The following is a 17,785-nucleotide window of genomic DNA, read 5'->3' as shown; positions in this document are numbered from 1 at the left end:
CTCCTCGAAATCACGTGATCACTGCGGGGGCGACGGTACCGGAGGCCAGGCGCCGCCGGTGTCGCCGTTCTGGTCGCCGGGGTCCCACATCTTCTCCACCAGGACCGTCGCGGTCTGGTTCCGGTCCGCCGCGCCGTCCTCGGCCGTCAGCCGCAAACCAGCGTAGACGGCCTGGGAGCCGCTGACGGGCACCCGTCCCAGCGCGTAGGCCAGCAGCCCCCCGACGGTCTCCACGTCGGGAGCGTCCAACTCCGCCTCGAACAACTCGGCGAGCTCGCCCAGCGGCAGCCGGGCGGTGACGCGCGCCCGGTCCTCCCCGAGCCGCTGGATCGGCGGAACCTCGTCGTCGTACTCATCAGTGATCTCCCCGACGATCTCCTCGACGATGTCCTCGATCGTCACGAGCCCCGCTGTACCGCCGTACTCGTCGATCACGACAGCGGCGTGGATCCGCTGCCGCTGCATCTCCCGCAGCAGCTCGTCGATGGGCTTGGAGTCGGGGACGTAGGACGCGACGCGCATGGCGTCGCGCACGGTGAACGTTCCGGCCGCCTCCGGCTCGCCGGCCCACTGCTCGTACATGTGGGCGACCAGGTCCTTGAGGTAGACGATGCCGACGACGTCGTCCTCGTCCTCCCCGGTCACCGGTATCCGGGAGAAGCCGCTTTGCAGGGCCAGCGAGAGCGCCTCGTCCACCCTGGCCTCGCTGTTGACGAAGACGATGTCGGTGCGCGGGACCATCACCTCCCGCACGGAGGTGTCATCGAGCTCGAACACCGACTGGATCATCTGCCGTTCGTCGGCGTCGATCACGTGGCCCCGCTCCGCCAGGTCGACCAGTCGGCGCAGTTCCTCCTCGCTGGTGAACGGTCCCTCGCGCTCCCCCGGTCCGCGCGGGGTCAGCGAGCGGCCGACACGGACCAGGCCCTGCGCGACCGGTCCCAGCACCAGCGCCGCCGGCGCGACGACGGCGGCACTGGTCAGCGCGATGGACTGCGCGAACTGCCGGCCCAGGATCCGCGGCGTAACCCCGATCAGGACGTAGTCGACCAGGGTCATCACGACAGCGGTCAGCGCGATGGCGAGCCAGCCGAAACCGAACCGACCGATGAAGCCGGCCGCCAGCGCCAGTGTCGCCAGCACCTCGCTGCCCACCCTCAGCAGCAGGATGAGGTTGAGGTAGCGGGTGGGATCGGCGGCCACGGTGTCCAGCCGCCGCTGCCCCCTGCCCTCGGCCCGCGGGACTCCCTCCGGCCCCATCCGCGCCGCCCGGGTGACCGCGACCTCGGCACTCACGAAGAACGCCGCGACCAGGGAAAACAGGATCGCGGCGCTGAAAGCGATCCACGGGTCCATCATCGGACGGTATCTTCGTCTATGTCTTCCCCGGCCTGCGCCGCCTCGCTCTCCCGCCAGCCTATGAGCAGCTCACGCTGCAGGGCGAACATCTCCTTGTGCTCATCGGGCTCGGCGTGGTCGTAGCCGAGGAGATGCAGGATGCCATGCGTGCACAGCAGGTCGATCTCGTCCCGCGTGCTGTGGCCGGCCTTCTTGGCCTGACGCGCGGCCACCTGCGGACAGATGATCACGTCGCCGAGCACGCCCGGCTCGGAGACGCGCTCCGGACCGCCGGGACGCAGCTCGTCCATCGGAAACGACAGAACGTCGGTCGGCCCGGGCTCGTCCATCCATCGCACATGGAGTTCGGTCATCGGCTCCTCGCCCACCAGGACGATGGACAGCTCCGCGAGCGGGTGGATCCGCATGCCGTCGAGGACGAAGCGCGCCAGTCGGGCCAGCCGCGTCTCGTCCTCGGGGACGCCGGACTCGTTCGCGACGTCAATACTCATGGTTGCTCAGCGCGCCTATCTGTTCGTGAGGCCCCGCACGGGGCACCGCCCCGCGCCGGGTGTCATCCGGCGTTTCCGGCCGCGTCGTCGGTGTCGGCCGACGCGGGCCGGCCGCGCCTGGCCGCCGAACGGTCGCCCTGCTCACTCTCGTAGCGCCCGTAAGCGTCGACGATCTCGGTCACGAGCTTGTGCCGGACGACATCGGTGCTGGTGAGACGGCAGAAGCCGATGTCGTCGATCCCTTCGAGAATGTTCTCGATGGTGCGCAGGCCGCTGGTCTGCCCGCCCGGCAGATCGACCTGGGTGACGTCACCGGTGACCACGACCTTGGAGCCGAATCCGAGCCGGGTGAGGAACATCTTCATCTGCTCGGCCGAGGTGTTCTGCGCCTCGTCAAGGATGATGAAGGAGTCGTTGAGGGTGCGCCCCCGCATGTAGGCCAGCGGCGCCACCTCGATCGTCCCCGCCGACATGAGCTTCGGGATCGAATCGGGGTCGAGCATGTCGTGCAGCGCGTCGTACAGAGGGCGCAGGTACGGGTCGATCTTCTCGTACAGGGTTCCGGGCAGGTAGCCCAGCCGCTCACCGGCCTCCACCGCGGGCCGGGTGAGGATGATCCGGTTGACCTGCTTGTTCTGCAGCGCCTTGACCGCCTTGGCCATGGCCAGATATGTCTTGCCGGTGCCGGCGGGGCCGATACCGAACACGATGGTGTGCCGATCGATGTGGTCGACGTAGCGCTTCTGGTTCAGCGTCTTGGGGCGGATGGTGCGCCCGCGCGCCGAGAGGATGTTCGTCGTCAGCACATGAGAGGGGCGCTCCTCGTCAGCCGGGGAACGCAGCATGTTCAAGGTGCGGGTCACGGCGTCGGGAGTGATGTGCGCGCCGTTCCCGACGAGCTCCAGGAGCTCCTCGATCAGCCGCACCACTGTGGAGGACTCTTCGGGGCTGCCGCTGATGGTGATCTCGTTGCCCCGGACGTGGATGTCGCAGTCGAAGGAATCCTCGATCGTCTTGAGCAGCTCGTCGCCGGAGCCCAGCAGGCTGATCATGGTGTGCTCTTCGGGCACCTCGATCTTCACCTGGGTGCTGTGTTGTGTTGACTCGACCATGGTGTGGCCTTGCGGCCGTCTCGCCCCTGCCTCTCGCGTCCGTCGCCGTTCTCTGCCGTGTCCGGATTCCGCTGGTCCGCCGCAACCGTGATCACGCTGATCCCGGCAGCCCCGGCGAACGATTGCTGTCACCGGAAATTCTACCAACGGACCGTTCACCGGCCCCGGGCTTTTCACCCGGGCGGCCATTCAAGGCCGCGCCCGCCCAGCACGTGGCCGTGTGCGTGGAAGACAGTCTGCCCGCCCCCGGTACCGGTGTTGAAGACCAGCCGGTAGCCGGTCTCCGTCACGCCTTCGGCGGCGGCCACCTCGTGGGCCTCGCGAATAATCTCGTCCATGATCTTGGAGTCGGCCCGAGTCGCCGAGACGGCGTCCGTGAAGTGCTGCCGCGTAATGATCAGCACGTGGGTCGGCGCCTGCGGGTTGATGTCGCGAACCGCGATCGTGCGCTCCGCCTCCCGCACGATCTCAGCAGGCACTTCGCCCGTGACGATCTTGCAGAACAGGCAGTCGGACTCGCTCATGCTGTGCCCTTTCCTTCGCTCCCCGGCGTATCCGCTCGTCCTCCCATGATGCCGCAGTGACCTCGAAAACCCGTTGCCGTCACCGCCGCGCGGACTCGTCCGAATCGGCCGTTTCAGCCACATGAAGGCGTACCGCACGCGTAGCGTGAGGGCTGACCACTCCGCCGGGCCATCCGGTCCCGGCCGTGGTCCGCAAGGGACCCCACGCCCCTGCTGCCGGGCTATCCTGTTCCTTTGCGTGACTTCGGTCGTGTCGTCGCGTCTCAGGGGGCATTCTTGCGATATCCGAGGAGACCGGGGTGCGTTATACACGTTCCGGGCGAGATCCTACGGCCGCGACCTGTGGACCACAGCGTCGGATCCGACACCCCAACGAGAAGAACCAGGTATGCCCTTCCGTAAACCCGGCGACAAGGGCACGCGTCAAACCAGCGTGACTGAAACGATGGTGGCGGACGCCTCTGCGGCGCCAGTAGCGGTCGAATGGGACGCCGACCAGGCCGTGACCCGGCTGTACAGTGCGCACTACCGGCCCTTGGTGCGGCTCGCGACCCTCCTCGTCCGCGACTTCGCGACCGCGGAGGAAGTGGTCCAGGACGCGTTCGTTGCTATGCACGGAGCATGGCGACGTTTAAGAGACCCCAACAAAGCCTTGTCGTATCTGCGCCAGTCGGTCGTCAACCGGGCCCGGTCCGTGCTGCGGCACCGGGCGGTCGTGGAGAAACACGCCCCCAAGGCGCTGCCGGACGCCCCTAGCGCCGAGCACGGAGCCATGGGGGAACTGGAACGCGCCGCGGTGATTGAAGCCCTCCGCAAACTCCCCACACGGCAGCGAGAGGCCATCGTGCTCCGATACTACGGCGATCTGTCGGAAGCCCAGATCGCCGGTGCCATGGGAATCAGCCGTGGCGCGGTCAAGAGCCACACGGCGCGTGGCGTCGCCGCCCTCCGCTCGGTTCTGGAGCAGACGACATGACCGAACCATTCGACAACCACACTGAAGAGAAGCTTCGCGCCGTCCTCCGGGCCGAGGCCGACTCGGTGGACCCCTCCCCCGAAGCCCTGAATCTGATCCGCGCCCGCACCGAGAAGAAGCACCTGGTCTACTCATGGCTCCGTCCCATCCTGGCCGTGGGTGCGGCCGCGGCGATCGCGGGGTCCGTACTGGTCGGCACCCCACAGGTCCGGGAGCAGGTGCTTCCGGAGTTCTTCCCGGCGGCCGGAACGGAGCAGAGCCCGCCCTCCGGCCAGGACCGCGGCGATCGGCCGGCTGAGAGCCCGGCTCCATCGGTCTCCGGATCCGACGAGGTGGAGAACCCCGCGAACGACCGCGAGCCCGCCACCACCCCCTACGGGAACGAGGATGGCACGGAACCGCCCGAAGAGTCGGGCATGACGATGACGTGCCCGACCACCCCCGGCCGGCCGGACGCCCCGACCACGGCGAACGAGGACGACGAGGCAGAGGTGCCGGACGACGACTGCACCCCGTCTCCCGATCCCAGCGAGGACGACAGCGGCGGTGGAGACGACGGCAGCGGCGACAGCGGTGGAGACGACGGCAGCGGGGACAGCGGTGGAGACGACGGCAGCGGCGACAGCGGCGGAGACGACGGCAGCGGCGACAGCACCGATAGTCCCGGCGGAGGGGACAACGGCAGCGGGGACGACAGCCCCGAGTAGGCACGCCGGCAGCCCGGCCGCATCGGCGGTCGTGTCGGCGCGTCGATGTGCCCGCTGATCCCTCGCTCAGGCCCGCGCTACCAGCGCCCGCAGCGTGTCTGCAGGACGGCGAGCGCGGCGATCCCGGCGGTGGAGGTCCGCAGCACCGTCGGCCCGAGAAGCGCCCTGACCGCGCCTGCCTCGTCAAAGGCCCGCAGTTCGCCGTCGGTGAATCCGCCCTCCGGCCCCACCACGACCACGATTCCGTTCGAGTCCGGCTCCGCGAGGCCATCGGGCAGCGCCAGCGCGGCCAGCCGGACACCCGTGTCCTCGTGCAGTACGATGCCCAGTTCGGCGCGCGCGACCAGCGACGCGGCATCGCGCGTGGCCGCGAGATCGGCGACCCTCGGCACCCGGCTGCGCCGCGCCTGCTTGCCCGCCTCGCGCGCGGTGGCCCGCCACTTGTTCAGCGCCTTGGCCGCCCGCTCCGGCTTCCACCGAGTGACGCAGCGCTCGGCGGCCCAGGGCACGATCGTGTCCACCCCGGCCTCGGTCATGACCTCGACGGCCAGCTCACCGCGGTCGCCCTTGGGCAACGCCTGGACGACGGTGATGGGCGGGCGCGGGGCAGGGTCGGTCGTACGCTCTTCGACCGCGCAGGTCACCGTGTCCTTCCCGACGCTGGTGACCACACACCTCGCGCGGGTGCCGGCGCCGTCGGAAAGGTCCACGACCTCGCCGACAACGATCCGCCGCACCGTAGCGGCGTGCCGCCCCTCGGCCCCCGACAGCACCACCCGGTCCCGGGCGAGTTCATCCGGCTCCGCCAGGAACACCGGAGGTGTCAACGCCCTCCTCCACTCCTCGCACACGCGGCCGGGTCGGCGGAGCCCTCGGCTCCGCCGACCCGGCCGTCACGTCGTCCTCCCCCGCGTAGCGGGTACCCTGGCGGACTGGTCACTTGGTGCCGAACGCGTCGCGCAACCGGGTGAAGAAGTTGCCGTGCCCCGGGCTGAACTTGCCGGGAGGGTGGTCCTCGCCGCGCAGCTCGGCGAACTTGCGCAGCAGCGACTCCTGCTCCTCGTCGAGCTTTCCGGGGGTCTCGACGTTCACCTGGATCCGCAGGTCGCCGCGGCCGCCGCCGTCGAGATGCTTGCTGCCCCGCCCTTCAAGGGTGATGACGTGTCCCGAGTTCGTCCCCGGCCGCAGGTCGATCTCCTCGTTGCCATCGAGCGTCTCGATGGTGAGCGATGCGCCCAGGGCCGCGGCCGTCATCGGCACGGTGACCGTGCAGTGCAGGTCGTCGCCTCGCCGTTCGAAGACCGGGTGCGGGCGCTGCACGATCTCCAGGAAGATGTCGCCGCGCGGGCCGCCGTTCGGGCCGACCTCTCCCTCGCCCGCGAGCTGGATCTGGGTACCGTCCTCGACACCCGCCGGAATCTGCACCTTGCGCGTGACCTTCTCGCGGACCCGGCCCTCGCCGGCGCAATCGGCGCAGGGGTTGGTGATGACGCTTCCCTCTCCCGAGCACTGCGGGCACGGACGGGTGGTCATGACCTGGCCCAGGAACGAGCGTGTGACCTGAGAGACCTCACCGCGTCCCTGGCACATGTCGCAGGTGTGCCGCTGGCTGCCCTTGGCTGTGCCCTCACCCTGACAGGTGTCGCACAGAACCGCGGTGGGGAAAGTCACGTCCTTGGTGACGCCGAACGAGGTCTCGGCCAGGTCCAGTTCGACGCGCACCTTGATGCTGCGCCCGCGGCGCACGCGGTCGCCGGGGCGGCGTGCACTGCCCGGACCGCCGCCGAAGAAGGCGTTCATGATGTCGTCGAACGGGAAGCCCGTCGCGCCGAAGCCTCCGGCGCCTCCCGGTCCGCCGCCCGAAGGCGCGAAGGGGTCCGCGCCCATGTCGAACATCTGGCGCTTGCTCTGGTCGGAGAGGACCTCGTAGGCCTGGGTCACCTCTTTGAAACGGTCCTGGGTCTCCGGGTCGGGGTTGACGTCCGGGTGCAGTTCACGGGCAAGTCGTCGATACGCCTTCTTGATCTCGTCCTGGGTAGCGTCGCGACGTACTCCGAGGATCTGGTAATAGTCTCTGGCCACTTACTGCCCCGCTAGAATCGAACCGACGTACCGTGCCACTGCGCGTACCGCTCCCATCGTCCCCGGGTAGTCCATACGGGTAGGACCGACCACTCCGAGCTTGGCCAGCGATTGGTCACCGATCCCGTACCCGGCGGACACGATCGAGGTGGATCTGAATCCCTCGTGGGAGTTCTCCGCGCCGATGCGTACTGTGAGCATGGAGGGATTGCCAGCCTCACCCAGCAAACGGATGAGGACCACGTTTTCTTCCAGTGCTTCGAGTACCTCCCGCAGGCTAGCCGAGAAATCCATCGCGGCGAGATTCGCGGTGCCGCCGAGGACGACCTTTTCGTCGTGCCGCTCCACGAGGCTCTCCATCAGCACCGAGAGCACGGACCTCGCCAAAGGGCGGTCGTCCGGCGGAACCTGGGAGGGCAGATCGACGACCGCGTCAGGGACGTTGTTCAACCACTTGCCGTCCAATACGCGGTTGAGCAGCTGCCGCAGGTTCTCCACCGCCTCTTCGGGGACCTCGTCCAAGCCGTCGATCACCCGCTGCTCCACCCGGCCGGTGTCGGTGATCACCACCATCATCACACGCTGCGGACCCAACGGCACCAGTTCCACGTGCTGCACCGAAGAACGGGTCAGCGAAGGGTACTGGACAATCGCCACCTGGCGGGTGAGCTGGGCCAGCAGCCGTACGGTGCGGGCCACGATCTCATCCAGATCGACGGCGCCGCCGAGGAACGTATCAATGGCGCGGCGCTCGGCCGCCGACAACGGCTTGACCGTGGACAACCGGTCCACGAAGAGACGGTAACCCTTGTCCGTGGGAACACGCCCGGCGCTGGTGTGCGGCTGGATGATGTAGCCCTCCTCCTCGAGGGCCACCATGTCGTTTCGGATCGTCGCCGGCGACACGCCCAGGCCATGCCGGCCGGCCAGCGCCTTGGATCCCACGGGTTCGTTCGTGGACACGTAGTCCTCGACGATGGCGCGCAAGACCGCCAGTTTCCGGTCGTTGAGCACGCGCTCACCTCCTGGCACTCCGTGGTCTTAAGTGCTAATTCTATGTCGTTACGCAAAGTCGCTGCTGACCGCGTTGCCTCTATCGACACGGTCCCCATGTCCTCCTGCCCGGGTTCCCTCCAAGGATTGGATCCCCGATTCCGAGGCCGATTCTCCCCTCTCACGACAACTGTCCGTATCCTCTCGCGGCGCCTCTTGTCGGCCCGGCCGACCGCGGCACCCGGAGACCGGCACACCGCCCGGAACGCCGGCGGCGCGCTCCCATGGACGCGTCCGACTCGCGGGTGAAAGGACTGGCACTACAATCCAGGGCCGTGCGCAAAAACGCCAGCAAGCGCTACGACGGCGACGTTCTCGCGAGCGGCCATCGGCGCCCGCCCAGGGACCGGGTCGCTGAGGTTCCGGCCGAGCAGGGCCTGGTCGTCGAATCCGCCGACGAAGGATTCTGCGGCGCCGTCGTCGGCTGGGACAAGTGGACCGTCACTCTGGAGGACCGGCACGGCCGGCGCCGGGTGTTCAACCTCGAACCGGCGGCGTTCCTGATCGATGGGGCCCCGTCACGATCGTGCGCCCCGCCGAACGCCCGGCCGGGCCGGTGCGCAGCGCCTCCGGATCGCTCGCCGTCCAGGGCGCGAAGTCCCGGGTCGCCAAGGAGAGCCGGATCTACGTGGAGGGCGTGCACGACGCCGAGCTCGTGGAGCGGATCTGGGGGCACGACCTGCGGATCGGGGGTGTGGTCGTGGAGTACATGGAGGGGATCGACCACCTGCCCGAGATCGTCGCGGAGTTCGGCCCGGGACCGCAGCGGAGGCTCGGTGTCCTGGTGGACCACCTTGTTCCAGGGAGCAAGGAGAGCCGGATCGCCGAGCAGGTCAGCTCACCGGACGTGCTCGTCGTGGGCCATCCGTTCGTGGACGTGTGGCAGGCCGTGAAACCATCTGTCCTGGGCATCAGATCGTGGCCCGATGTGCCGTACGGGGTTCCGTGGAAGGAGGGGGCGCTCAGCGCGCTCGGGTGGTCCGAGGATCCCGGCGCGGCCTGGCGGCGCATCCTCGGATCGGTACGGTCCTTCACCGATCTGGAACCCGAACTCCTGGGACGGGTCGAAGAACTGATTGACTTCGTCACCGCCCCGTACACCGCAGAGAGCTAAGCTCGTGCGGAGCAGCGCGCAGAAACGAGCAGGAACGATACGCGGTGGCCCCCCGCCGGGACGCCGGACGTCATCCATCGCAATCGGCCAAAGCCAAGGGACAAGATGAGCGAGACCCCGCCACACCAACCACCACCCCAGGACCAGCCCTCTGGGGGCCATCCGGTACCGGGCCACACCCCCGCAGGCGGGCAGCCCGGCCAGGGGCAGCCGGAGACCAGTGGCCAGCCGGGCTATCAGGGCCACACGGGCGTACCGGGTGGAACACCGGCTGGGGGGCAGCCCGGAGCCGGGCAGCCGTGGCCCGCGCAGCCCGGATACGGACAGCCCTCCGGGCCGCAGCCCGGATACGGCCCCGCGACCGGCGGGCAGCAACCCTACCCGCAGCAGGCACAGCAGCCCTACCCGCAGGGGTATGGACCGCCGACGGGTGGTCAGCCCGGCTACCCGCAGCGGCCACCGCAGCCGCAGCCCGGCCAGCCCCCGCAGGGCTACGGCCAGCCGTATCCGCCTCAGCCTCCCCAGGGCCCACAGGGCTACGGTCAGCAGCAGGCCTATGGGGCGCCGCCGCAGGGCTACCCGCAGCCGCCCTACGGCCAACCGATGCCCGGCCAACAGCAGGCCGGCGGGGGCTCCGACGCCACCACATGGGCGATGATCGCCCACCTGTCCGGCGTGCTCCTGGCCTGCTTCGGCTGGCTGCCCGCGCTCATCGTCTACTCGGCCAGGAAGAACCACTCGGCTTTCATCCGGCACCACGCGAGCGAGGCTCTCAACTTCCAGCTGACCCTGCTGATCCCGTACCTGATCATGTGGATCGTCTACATCGGGCTCGGAGTCTTCCAGCCCGACATCTCCTGGATCGGCTCGGTGCTGATCGCGGTGATCTGGGTGGTCTCCATCGTGTTCGGGCTCCTGGGCGCCTTGGGGGCCAACAAGGGAGCCTGGTACCGCTACCCGGTCGCCATCCGAATGGTGCGGTGAGCGCCGCCCCGGCGCGCCATCGCCGGGCTGCCTCGGGAACCGCGGCGCCGGCGGGCCCGTCCCATCCACGGTCCCGCCGACGCCTGCGTATCGGCCCTGGTGCGCGATAACGTGAACCGCACCGGCAAAGCAGGCGCGGCCAGCGAATCGAGGAGAGCTGTGAGCACCCCCTACCCACCCAACGACGGACAGAGCGGCCAGAGCCACTACCCGGGCGGCTACGGTCCCCCTCCCGGGGGCAACCCCGGCTACGGCTCACCGTCCGGACCCTACCCCGGGTACGGCGGCCAGTACCCGGGACAGTATCCGGGGCAGGGCGGCCAGATGCCGCAGCCCCCCTACCAGGGGCAGTACTACCAGCAGCCGTACACGCAGGGCCCCGGCGGCCCGGTCTCGTCCGACGACCGCACGATGGGGCTGATCATCCACCTGGGCGGGTTCCTGCTCGGCTTCCTGCTGCCGCTGGTCCTCTACCTGGTGAAGAAGGACGAGTCGCCGTGGGTGCGGTACCACGCCGCCCAGGCGTTCAACTTCCAGATGACGATGCTGATCGGCATCATCGTGTCATCCATCCTGATGGTCGTCATCATCGGGATCCTCCTGCTGCCCGTCGTCCTGATCGCCGACCTCGTCTTCGCCATCCTGGCCGCGGTAGCCGCCAACAGGGGCGAGTGGTACCGCTACCCGGTGGCGATCCCGATGCTCACGTGACCGCTTCCGCGTTCAGGTCAGGTCCCGGACCACGGCGTCGGCCAGCAGCCGGCCGCGCCGGGTGAGTGCGGCGCGGCCGCGCGCGTGCGCCTGAGGGTCGAGCAGACCGTCGGCGACCGCGCGGGCCGCGGCGGCCCGCCCGGCGCCGTCCAGCAGCTCCAGCGGGCAGCCCTCCGCGGTCCGCAGTTCCAGCAGGACGCGCTCGAACCGCCGCTCCTCGTCGCCGAGGACCTCGCGCGCCTGGCCCGGGCTCAGCCCCTCGGCGAGCCGGGCCGCGTACGCGGCGGGGTGCTTGACGTTCCACCACCGGGTGCCGCCCACGTGGCTGTGGGCCCCGGGGCCGACACCCCACCAGTCACCACCGGTCCAGTACAGCCGGTTGTGCCTGCTCCGCCCCGCCTCGCTGCGAGCCCAGTTCGACACCTCGTAGGCATGGAACCCCGCCGCGGTGAGGGCGTCGTCGGCCATGAGGTAGCGGTCGGCCAGGGTGTCCTCGTCCGACGCGGCCAGCTCGCCCCGGCGGACGCGCGCCGCGAGCCGGGTGCCCTCCTCCACGATCAGCGAGTACGCCGAGACGTGGTCCGGGCCCGCGCCGATCGCGGTCCGCAGCGAGTCCTGCCAGTCGGTATCGCTCTCTCCCGGTGCTCCGTAGATCAGGTCCAGGTTGACGTGCGCGAACCCGGCCTCGCGCGCCCAGGCGACGCAGCTCTCTGCCCGTCCCGGGGTGTGCGCGCGGTCGAGCACCCGGAGCACGTGCGGCCGGGAACTCTGCATGCCGAACGACACCCGGGTGTAGCCGGCCGCACGCAGCCGCCGCAGGTACTCCCGGTCGACCGTTTCGGGATTGGCCTCGGTGGTGACCTCCGTGTCCGGTTCCAGGCCGAACTCGGCGTCGACCGCCGCCAGGATGCGTCCCAGGTCCTTCGCGGGCAGTAGGGTCGGGGTGCCGCCGCCGACGAAGACCGTGCTCACCGGGATGTCGGCACCGCCGAGGACCCGGCGCGCGAACCGGATCTCGGACACGGCGAGGTCGGCGTAGGTCTCCCGGGAGACGGTGGCTCCGCCCCCGGCGGAGTGGAGCTCGCTCGCGGTGTAGGTGTTGAAGTCGCAGTACCCGCAGCGGGTGACGCAGAACGGAACGTGGACGTACACCCCGAACGGGCGCCGCCCGGCTCCCGCGACCGCGGCGGCCGGCAGCGCGCCGTCGGCGGGGACGGGGTCGCCGTCAAGAACGACAGAGGGCATGCCTCCAGTGTCGGCCATCCGGCGAGGTGGTTCGATCGGGGTAGCCGGGGCGGGTGGGCCGCTCCGGGGGTACCGGCGCCGCCGAGCGCGCACGGCCCGGCCGGCGGCTTCGGGATCGTTGTCCGGACCGCTCCGCGCCCGGGATCAGAAACCGGCTCCTGAGAGCTTTCGCGGAACTCCTCCACTGCCTCGCTGGTCCGGCGGGATGGCGATCGGTACGACGCTCCACCACGTCACGCAGCGCCACACCCATTCCACCGGCCCATAGCGGAAACGCCTCAGCCAGCACGTACTGAGGACCCACTGGACCAGCAGAACGCACGCGGCAAGCGCCCCCAGTATGGTCCAGTCGACCGGGCGGTCCTTCAGCCCCAGCAACGCCCCGGTCAAGAGCACCGCGACCGTCGCCGAAAGGTAGTTGGTCAGTGCCATCCGCCCCATCGGGGTGAACAGCTTCCGCAGGAACCGCGACAGTGGTGTACGCATCAGCAGGCAGATGCCGGCGGTGTGGACGGCTGCCATGAGAAGGCCCGCGACGGCTCCGGACGAGGCGAAGCCGGTCCGCTCGATCTCCTGGAAGTGCCAGACCATGGCGGGGACCGAGGAAGCGAGCAGGAGCACGAACACGGCCGCCACCTGCCGCGTGCGCTCCGGAAGCGTGTGCGGAACGCGGTACCGGGCAGTCGCCGAACCGAGCAGGAACAGTCCCGGGGTAAGCGCCGCGCCGCCGTGGACGAGAGTGACGGCGGCCGCCGACCAGACGAGGCCGGCTCCGAGGACCAGCCGCCGCGGCAGGTACGAGGCGGGGAGCAGGATCACCAGGCCGAATACGGCGTAGCTGAGCAGTACCTCACCCGGATAGAGGAGACTGTGCAAGGCACCGATGACCGCGAGTGCCACCAGCCGCCGGACCAGTGGCAGCCGCGGCCGAGGATGCCGCTCGGCGGGGGATTCGAGGAACATCGCGAACCCGGCGCCGAAGAGGAAAGCGAAAACCGGTATGAACCGGCCCTCGGCGAGCATGCTCAGCGCCGCTTCGGTCATGTGCGGCGGACCCGCCGCGGCGGGCGGCGGCGCGGCGAATCCCATGCCGGTGATGGGCTGGACGTTGACCAGCAGGATGCCGCACAACGCGAACCCCCGCAGCACGTCCAGTTCCTCGATCCGGGGTCTCGAACCAGTCATGTCCCGCCTTCCGCTCGCTCCAGCGATGTGGGGAGCGGTCAGGCTAGGTTTCGGCGGCCGTGGGCCACATCGGCCTTTCGGCCGGTTCGGCGGCGGTCCGGAGCCCGCAGTGGACGCGGGGCGAGTGCCGTGCCGCGCACGCCGTGGCCGATAGGGCTCGCGGCGGCTAGGGCACGAGTCCCCTCTCCCAGACCCACGCCGCGATCTCCACCCGGTTACGGGCCCGCAGCTTCTCCTGGATACGCGTCAGATGACTCTTGACCGTGCCTAGGGAGATGAACAGGTCACCCGCGATCTCGTTGTTGGTGCGGCCTCGCGCCACCTGCACGGCCACCTCTCTTTCGCGGGCGGTGAGCGGCTCGACGGTGTCGGTCGCCGTTGTGTCCCCGTCGGCCCCGGTGAAATGGCACAGCAGCCGAGTGGTGACGGCCGGAGAGACCAGCGCCTCACCGTGCACGGCGGTGCGGACCGCCTCGGCCAGCAGCCGAGCCCCGGAGTTCTTCAGGATGAACCCGGCCGCCCCCGCCCGCAGAGCACCGTAGACGTACTCGTCGATGTCGAACGTGGTGACCACGACGACCCGGGTCGTCGTGGTCTCCGGAAGCCGGCGGATGGCCGCCAGGGCGGCGAGGCCGTCCATCACGGGCATACGGATGTCCATCAGGCACACGTCCGGACGCAGTCGGCGCACGCGCTCGACGGCCTCGGCGCCGTCCGCGGCTTCCCCGACAACGTCTATGTCGTTCTGGGCGTCGAGAATGAACCGGTACCCGGTGCGGATGGTCTCCTGGTCATCGGCGATCAGCACGCTGATCGACATCGTGGCCCTCCTTGTCCCCTGAGTTCACCGGAACCGACGCGGACAGCTCCCAGAGACCCTCGATGGTCTCTCCCCATGTCAGCCGGCCGCCCAGCGCGTCGAAGCGTTCGGCGAGCCCCGTCAGACCGTGGCCGCTGGACCGGACCGCCCGCCTCCGTCGCCCGGAACCGTCGTTGCGCATGCTGACCATGAGCGCACCGTCGGTCATCTCCACGACCACCCGTACCCCTGTGCAGCTCGGCGCGTGCTTGCCCACGTTCGTCAGCCCCTCCTGTACCAGCCGCCCGATCGAGGTCGCCACGTCCGGCGGCCAGCGCCGCGGGGCGACACCCGGGCGCTCGTCGACCTCGACTGGCGGGCCGGTGCGCGAGAAGCGCTCGGCCTGCTCGCGGATGGTGCCGATCTCCTCGCGGGGGTGGCGCGTCGCCGCGGCCGGGTCGGAGGCGTCGCGGAGGAAGGCGACCATCCTGCCCATGGAGACCAGCCCCTCCTGCCCGGTGCGCTCAACGTCGCGGAACAGGCCGCGTAGAGGAAACTCCGTTTCGCGTACCAGCTCCTGACCCGCCTGCGCCAGCACCACGATCGCCGTGACGTGGTGGGCGACGTCGTCGTGGAGGTCGCGTGCGAGCTCCAGCCGCTCGGCGCGGCGGGCGGCCGCGACCTGCTCCACACGCCGCCTGTCCTCCGAGCGCAGCGAGAAGCCGTTGGCGACGGCGAACGTGAGCAGGAGGAAAACAACGGTGACGACCTCGTCGTAGCTGAAGAACGTCGCCAGGGTGCGCGTCCTTAGCACGCCGGCGGCCAGCGCCACCGCCGGGACGGCCAGGGCGATCCCCAGGGCGCTCGACCGGCGGCATACCAGCGCCAAGAGCAGCAGCAGACCGAGGTGCTCCAGCACTCCGGGGGTGGCTGGTGGAACGTCTGGTTGAGCAGCACGGTCACGGCCAGGGACAGTGCGGTGGCCGTGCCCGCCGCGGCGGTCGTCCAGCGGGGGTGCAGCGCCGCGAACCAGGCCAGGGCCACGGCGGCGGCACCCGAAACGATCAGCGGTGCACCGGACGTCTTCCCGCCGATGAGCGCCAGGTCGATGAGGAGCAGCAGGAGGCCCGCGCCGAGTAGCAGGCGGAACCGCGGCCGGTCCAGTCCCACGGCGCGTACCAACATGAGCATGCCGCACAACTTAGCCGGTGCGGTGTCCTACCGGATCCGACCTTCGGCCGGGTACGGCGGCGCCCGAACCGGCCGGACGGCGGATGTTCCCCCGCGCCTCCTCCTCCAGTATTTGTCCCGCACCACTTCTGACCGTGGTGACCGCCGAGCCCAATGGAGGACCGCATGCTGGTACGTACGTCATTCGCGCTGATCGCTGTGCCCGTCCTGGCTGCGGGGCTGTCAGCGTGTTCCCTCCTGGGGCAGACCTGGGAGGTGGAGATGGAAGTGGACGGCCCCGGCAGCGCCAAGGTGGCGGGGGGCTTCTCCGGTCAGGAGGACTCGGAGGCCGAAAGCCGGACGCTTCCGTGGCGGGAGGCCGCCAATGTCGGGTTCGGGTTCAACGACCTCAGCGTCAGCGAGGCCGAGGAGGGCACCACTTGCCGCATCACCGTCGACGGCGAAGTGATCTCCGAGGAGACCGTCGACGAGGGCGGCAACGCCGAGTGCTTCGTCAACCTCCAGGAGGGGAAGGCGCCGAAGGACTCGTGGGGCGGTTGACCGGCCCCGGCCGGACCGCCCGCACAGCCGCCCTCGACGTCACGGCCCCGACCGCTCCCCGGCCGAACGGCGTTGGGCCGGGGGATGTGGCGAGTGGGACCGCGAGAGAGCTCCGAGAGGTCCGGCTCCTGCGGTCCCACAGCGGGCGGGGCGCGGGCTCTGCACAGCGCTCGCGGCGCCCGTGCTCACCGCGCCGGAACGGCGGGTTTCGCGCCCAGGCTCATGAGCGCGTAGTGCAGGAGCGCGCCGAAGGCCGCGCCGATGAGCCAGGCGAATCCCGAAAGGGCCTCCAGTGCAGGGACCCACACCGTTGCCATGGAGAAGACCGCGGGGATCGCGAACGCGCCGAGCGCCCGCCGGTTCCACCCCTTGGAGTAGTAGTACTCGCCCTCCGGCGCGGCGGAGAACAGGTCCTGGACGTTGAGGCGCTGGCGGCGGAGCAGATAGTAGTCGACGACCATGATGCCGTAGAGCGGCGCCAGGACGGCTCCCAGCGTGTCGACGAACGCGTCGATTCCGATGTTGCTGATGAAGGAGACCCACAGCCCGCCGATGACGAACGCGATCACCGCCGTGATGATGCCGCCCGTACGGGCGCTGATCTTCGCGGGCATCATGTTGGCGAGGTCGTAGGCCGGCGGGATGAAGTTCGCCACGAGGTTGATGCCAACGGTGGCGATGAAGAAGGTCAGCGCGGCGACGACCGTCAGCCAGATGTTGTCGACCCGCTCCACGATGTCCGCGGGGTTGGTCAGCGCCTCCCCGTAGAGCACGCTGGTGCCGGCCGTGATGACCAGAGCGAGGAACGAGAAGAGCGCGAGGCTGACCGGGAGGCCGAGCAGGTTGCCGCGCTTCATCTTCGACTCGGTCTTGACGAAGCGCGAGAAGTCGCCGTAGTTGATGATGACCGCCGCGAAGTAGGCGACCATCGTGCCGACGATCGCGACGAACGCGGCGACCGGTCCGCCGTCGTAGTCCCCGCCGCCGGCGAAGACGGCCCCGAGCTCGCTGAGCAGTCCTCCCCCGGCCTGGAACCAGATGGCCGCCATGAGGGCGATCATGACCACGTAGACCATGGGACCGGCCCAGTTCAGGTACCTGGTGACCCAGTCGATGCCGCGCAGGAAGAGAGCGAGCTGGAACACCGCGACGATGAGGTAGGAGAGCCATCCGACGGCCGACATGCCGAGGAACGTGGCCTCGCTTCCGGCGCCGAACACGGCGGTGATGAGCAGCGCGATCGCGGTCGAGGCGAAGTAGGTCTGCACCCCGTACCAGAAGATGGCGACGATGCCGCGGACCAGCGCAGGGAACTGCGCGCCGCGGACCCCCATGCTCGCACGGGCCATCACCGGGTACGGGATGCCGTACTTCACGCTCGGTTTGCCGGTCAGGTTGACCAGGAACATCACGATGAACCCGGCGAGGACGATCCCCGCGAACACCGCCCAGCCGTTGAGGCCGTAGGAGATGAACAGCGTCGCGGCGAGCGTGTAGCCGAAGAGGCTCTGGATGTCGTTGGACCACACGTTGAAGATCTCGAACGACCCCCACTTGCGCTTCCGGTGCGGTAGCGGTGCGAGGTCGGCGTTGTACAGCGTGGGATCGATGGTGTGGACGGCGAGCGGGTCGTCGGGCGGGGTCCGCCCGGTGTTCTGGGTGGACTGGTCGTCGTGCACGGTCGCCCCTGTGGGTTGGGAGATGGCGGGATG

18 protein-coding genes and 1 pseudogene are annotated in these 17,785 nt (G+C 69.5%); 6 read left to right on the top strand and 13 right to left on the bottom strand.

Annotation, left to right across the window (positions count from 1 at the left end):
- Positions 1 to 18: 18 nt before the first annotated feature.
- From VS93_RS17535 to VS93_RS17520, 4 genes are all read right to left on the bottom strand, one after another.
- Positions 19 to 1,359, bottom strand: a complete 1,341-nt coding sequence (locus tag VS93_RS17535) for a hemolysin family protein (RefSeq protein ID WP_046470990.1) — start codon at positions 1,357 to 1,359, stop codon at positions 19 to 21.
- Positions 1,356 to 1,850 carry an rRNA maturation RNase YbeY gene (gene ybeY, locus VS93_RS17530; RefSeq protein ID WP_046470989.1) on the bottom strand — a complete coding sequence of 165 codons (495 nt, stop codon included), beginning with the start codon at positions 1,848 to 1,850 and terminating at the stop codon, positions 1,356 to 1,358. Before ybeY ends, VS93_RS17535 begins: the two co-directional genes overlap by 4 nt.
- Before the next feature lie 62 nt (positions 1,851 to 1,912).
- Positions 1,913 to 2,962 carry a PhoH family protein gene (locus VS93_RS17525; RefSeq protein WP_046470988.1) on the bottom strand — a complete coding sequence of 350 codons (1,050 nt, stop codon included), beginning with the start codon at positions 2,960 to 2,962 and terminating at the stop codon, positions 1,913 to 1,915.
- 173 nt (positions 2,963 to 3,135) lie between these two features.
- The gene (locus tag VS93_RS17520; protein WP_046470987.1) at positions 3,136 to 3,486 is read right to left on the bottom strand and encodes a histidine triad nucleotide-binding protein; all 351 of its coding nucleotides are present in this window, start codon (positions 3,484 to 3,486) and stop codon (positions 3,136 to 3,138) included.
- Positions 3,487 to 3,931: 445 nt separating this feature from the next.
- On the opposite strand from VS93_RS17520, the gene VS93_RS17515 reads away from it, so the two are divergent.
- Positions 3,932 to 4,462: a SigE family RNA polymerase sigma factor gene (locus VS93_RS17515; protein ID WP_046470986.1), complete on the top strand. Its 531-nt coding sequence runs from the start codon at positions 3,932 to 3,934 to the stop codon at positions 4,460 to 4,462.
- Positions 4,459 to 5,169 (top strand): hypothetical protein, encoded by a 711-nt coding sequence (locus VS93_RS17510; RefSeq protein ID WP_046470985.1) that lies wholly within the window; start codon positions 4,459 to 4,461, stop codon positions 5,167 to 5,169. The genes VS93_RS17515 and VS93_RS17510 overlap by 4 nt, the downstream gene beginning before the upstream one ends.
- Positions 5,170 to 5,246: 77 nt before the next feature.
- On the opposite strand, the gene VS93_RS17505 is transcribed toward VS93_RS17510, so the two are convergent.
- The 3 genes from VS93_RS17505 to hrcA all read right to left on the bottom strand — a co-directional run bounded on the left by VS93_RS17505 (position 5,247) and on the right by hrcA (position 8,265).
- The gene (locus VS93_RS17505) at positions 5,247 to 5,996 is read right to left on the bottom strand and encodes a 16S rRNA (uracil(1498)-N(3))-methyltransferase (RefSeq protein WP_046470984.1); all 750 of its coding nucleotides are present in this window, start codon (positions 5,994 to 5,996) and stop codon (positions 5,247 to 5,249) included.
- A 109-nt stretch (positions 5,997 to 6,105) separates the two neighbouring features.
- Positions 6,106 to 7,251, bottom strand: a complete 1,146-nt coding sequence (dnaJ, locus tag VS93_RS17500) for a molecular chaperone DnaJ (protein ID WP_046470983.1) — start codon at positions 7,249 to 7,251, stop codon at positions 6,106 to 6,108.
- Entirely contained in the window at positions 7,252 to 8,265 is a 1,014-nt protein-coding gene (gene hrcA / locus VS93_RS17495) for a heat-inducible transcriptional repressor HrcA (RefSeq protein WP_046470982.1), read from the bottom strand.
- 314 nt (positions 8,266 to 8,579) lie between these two features.
- Here hrcA and VS93_RS17490 point away from each other — a divergent pair.
- From VS93_RS17490 to VS93_RS17480, 3 genes and pseudogenes are all read left to right on the top strand, one after another.
- Positions 8,580 to 9,418, top strand: a pseudogene (locus tag VS93_RS17490) (DUF3097 domain-containing protein).
- Between the two features lie 105 nt (positions 9,419 to 9,523).
- Positions 9,524 to 10,402 (top strand): DUF4870 domain-containing protein, encoded by an 879-nt coding sequence (locus tag VS93_RS30095; RefSeq protein WP_173434318.1) that lies wholly within the window; start codon positions 9,524 to 9,526, stop codon positions 10,400 to 10,402.
- Between the two features lie 159 nt (positions 10,403 to 10,561).
- Positions 10,562 to 11,113 carry a DUF4870 domain-containing protein gene (locus tag VS93_RS17480; RefSeq protein WP_046470981.1) on the top strand — a complete coding sequence of 184 codons (552 nt, stop codon included), beginning with the start codon at positions 10,562 to 10,564 and terminating at the stop codon, positions 11,111 to 11,113.
- A gap of 12 nt (positions 11,114 to 11,125) precedes the next feature.
- Here the strand turns inward: VS93_RS17480 and hemW are convergent, their stop codons facing one another.
- The 5 genes from hemW to VS93_RS29800 form a co-directional block, all read right to left on the bottom strand.
- Positions 11,126 to 12,358, bottom strand: a complete 1,233-nt coding sequence (gene hemW, locus VS93_RS17475; RefSeq protein ID WP_046471005.1) for a radical SAM family heme chaperone HemW — start codon at positions 12,356 to 12,358, stop codon at positions 11,126 to 11,128.
- Between the two features lie 144 nt (positions 12,359 to 12,502).
- The gene (locus VS93_RS17470; protein WP_046470980.1) at positions 12,503 to 13,543 is read right to left on the bottom strand and encodes a DUF418 domain-containing protein; all 1,041 of its coding nucleotides are present in this window, start codon (positions 13,541 to 13,543) and stop codon (positions 12,503 to 12,505) included.
- A 166-nt stretch (positions 13,544 to 13,709) separates the two neighbouring features.
- Positions 13,710 to 14,363: a response regulator transcription factor gene (locus VS93_RS17465; RefSeq protein WP_046470979.1), complete on the bottom strand. Its 654-nt coding sequence runs from the start codon at positions 14,361 to 14,363 to the stop codon at positions 13,710 to 13,712.
- Positions 14,335 to 15,261, bottom strand: a complete 927-nt coding sequence (locus VS93_RS29290; RefSeq protein WP_162231692.1) for a sensor histidine kinase — start codon at positions 15,259 to 15,261, stop codon at positions 14,335 to 14,337. The genes VS93_RS17465 and VS93_RS29290 overlap by 29 nt, the downstream gene beginning before the upstream one ends.
- On the bottom strand, positions 15,150 to 15,533 hold the full coding sequence (locus VS93_RS29800) for a hypothetical protein (protein WP_052745822.1): 384 nt from the start codon (positions 15,531 to 15,533) through the stop codon (positions 15,150 to 15,152). Before VS93_RS29800 ends, VS93_RS29290 begins: the two co-directional genes overlap by 112 nt.
- Before the next feature lie 165 nt (positions 15,534 to 15,698).
- Here VS93_RS29800 and VS93_RS17455 point away from each other — a divergent pair, with 165 nt between their 5' ends.
- A complete protein-coding gene (locus VS93_RS17455; protein WP_156184896.1) occupies positions 15,699 to 16,073 on the top strand; it encodes a hypothetical protein in 375 nt (124 codons plus the stop codon).
- A gap of 185 nt (positions 16,074 to 16,258) precedes the next feature.
- Here the strand turns inward: VS93_RS17455 and VS93_RS17450 are convergent, their stop codons facing one another.
- A complete protein-coding gene (locus VS93_RS17450) occupies positions 16,259 to 17,752 on the bottom strand; it encodes an NCS1 family nucleobase:cation symporter-1 (RefSeq protein ID WP_046470977.1) in 1,494 nt (497 codons plus the stop codon).
- Positions 17,753 to 17,785 lie beyond the last annotated feature (33 nt).

This window comes from Allosalinactinospora lopnorensis (assembly GCF_000981225.1).
In the GTDB taxonomy this organism is placed as follows: Bacteria; Actinomycetota; Actinomycetes; order Streptosporangiales; family Streptosporangiaceae; genus Allosalinactinospora; species Allosalinactinospora lopnorensis.
This window is presented reverse-complemented; position numbering and strand designations above follow the sequence as displayed.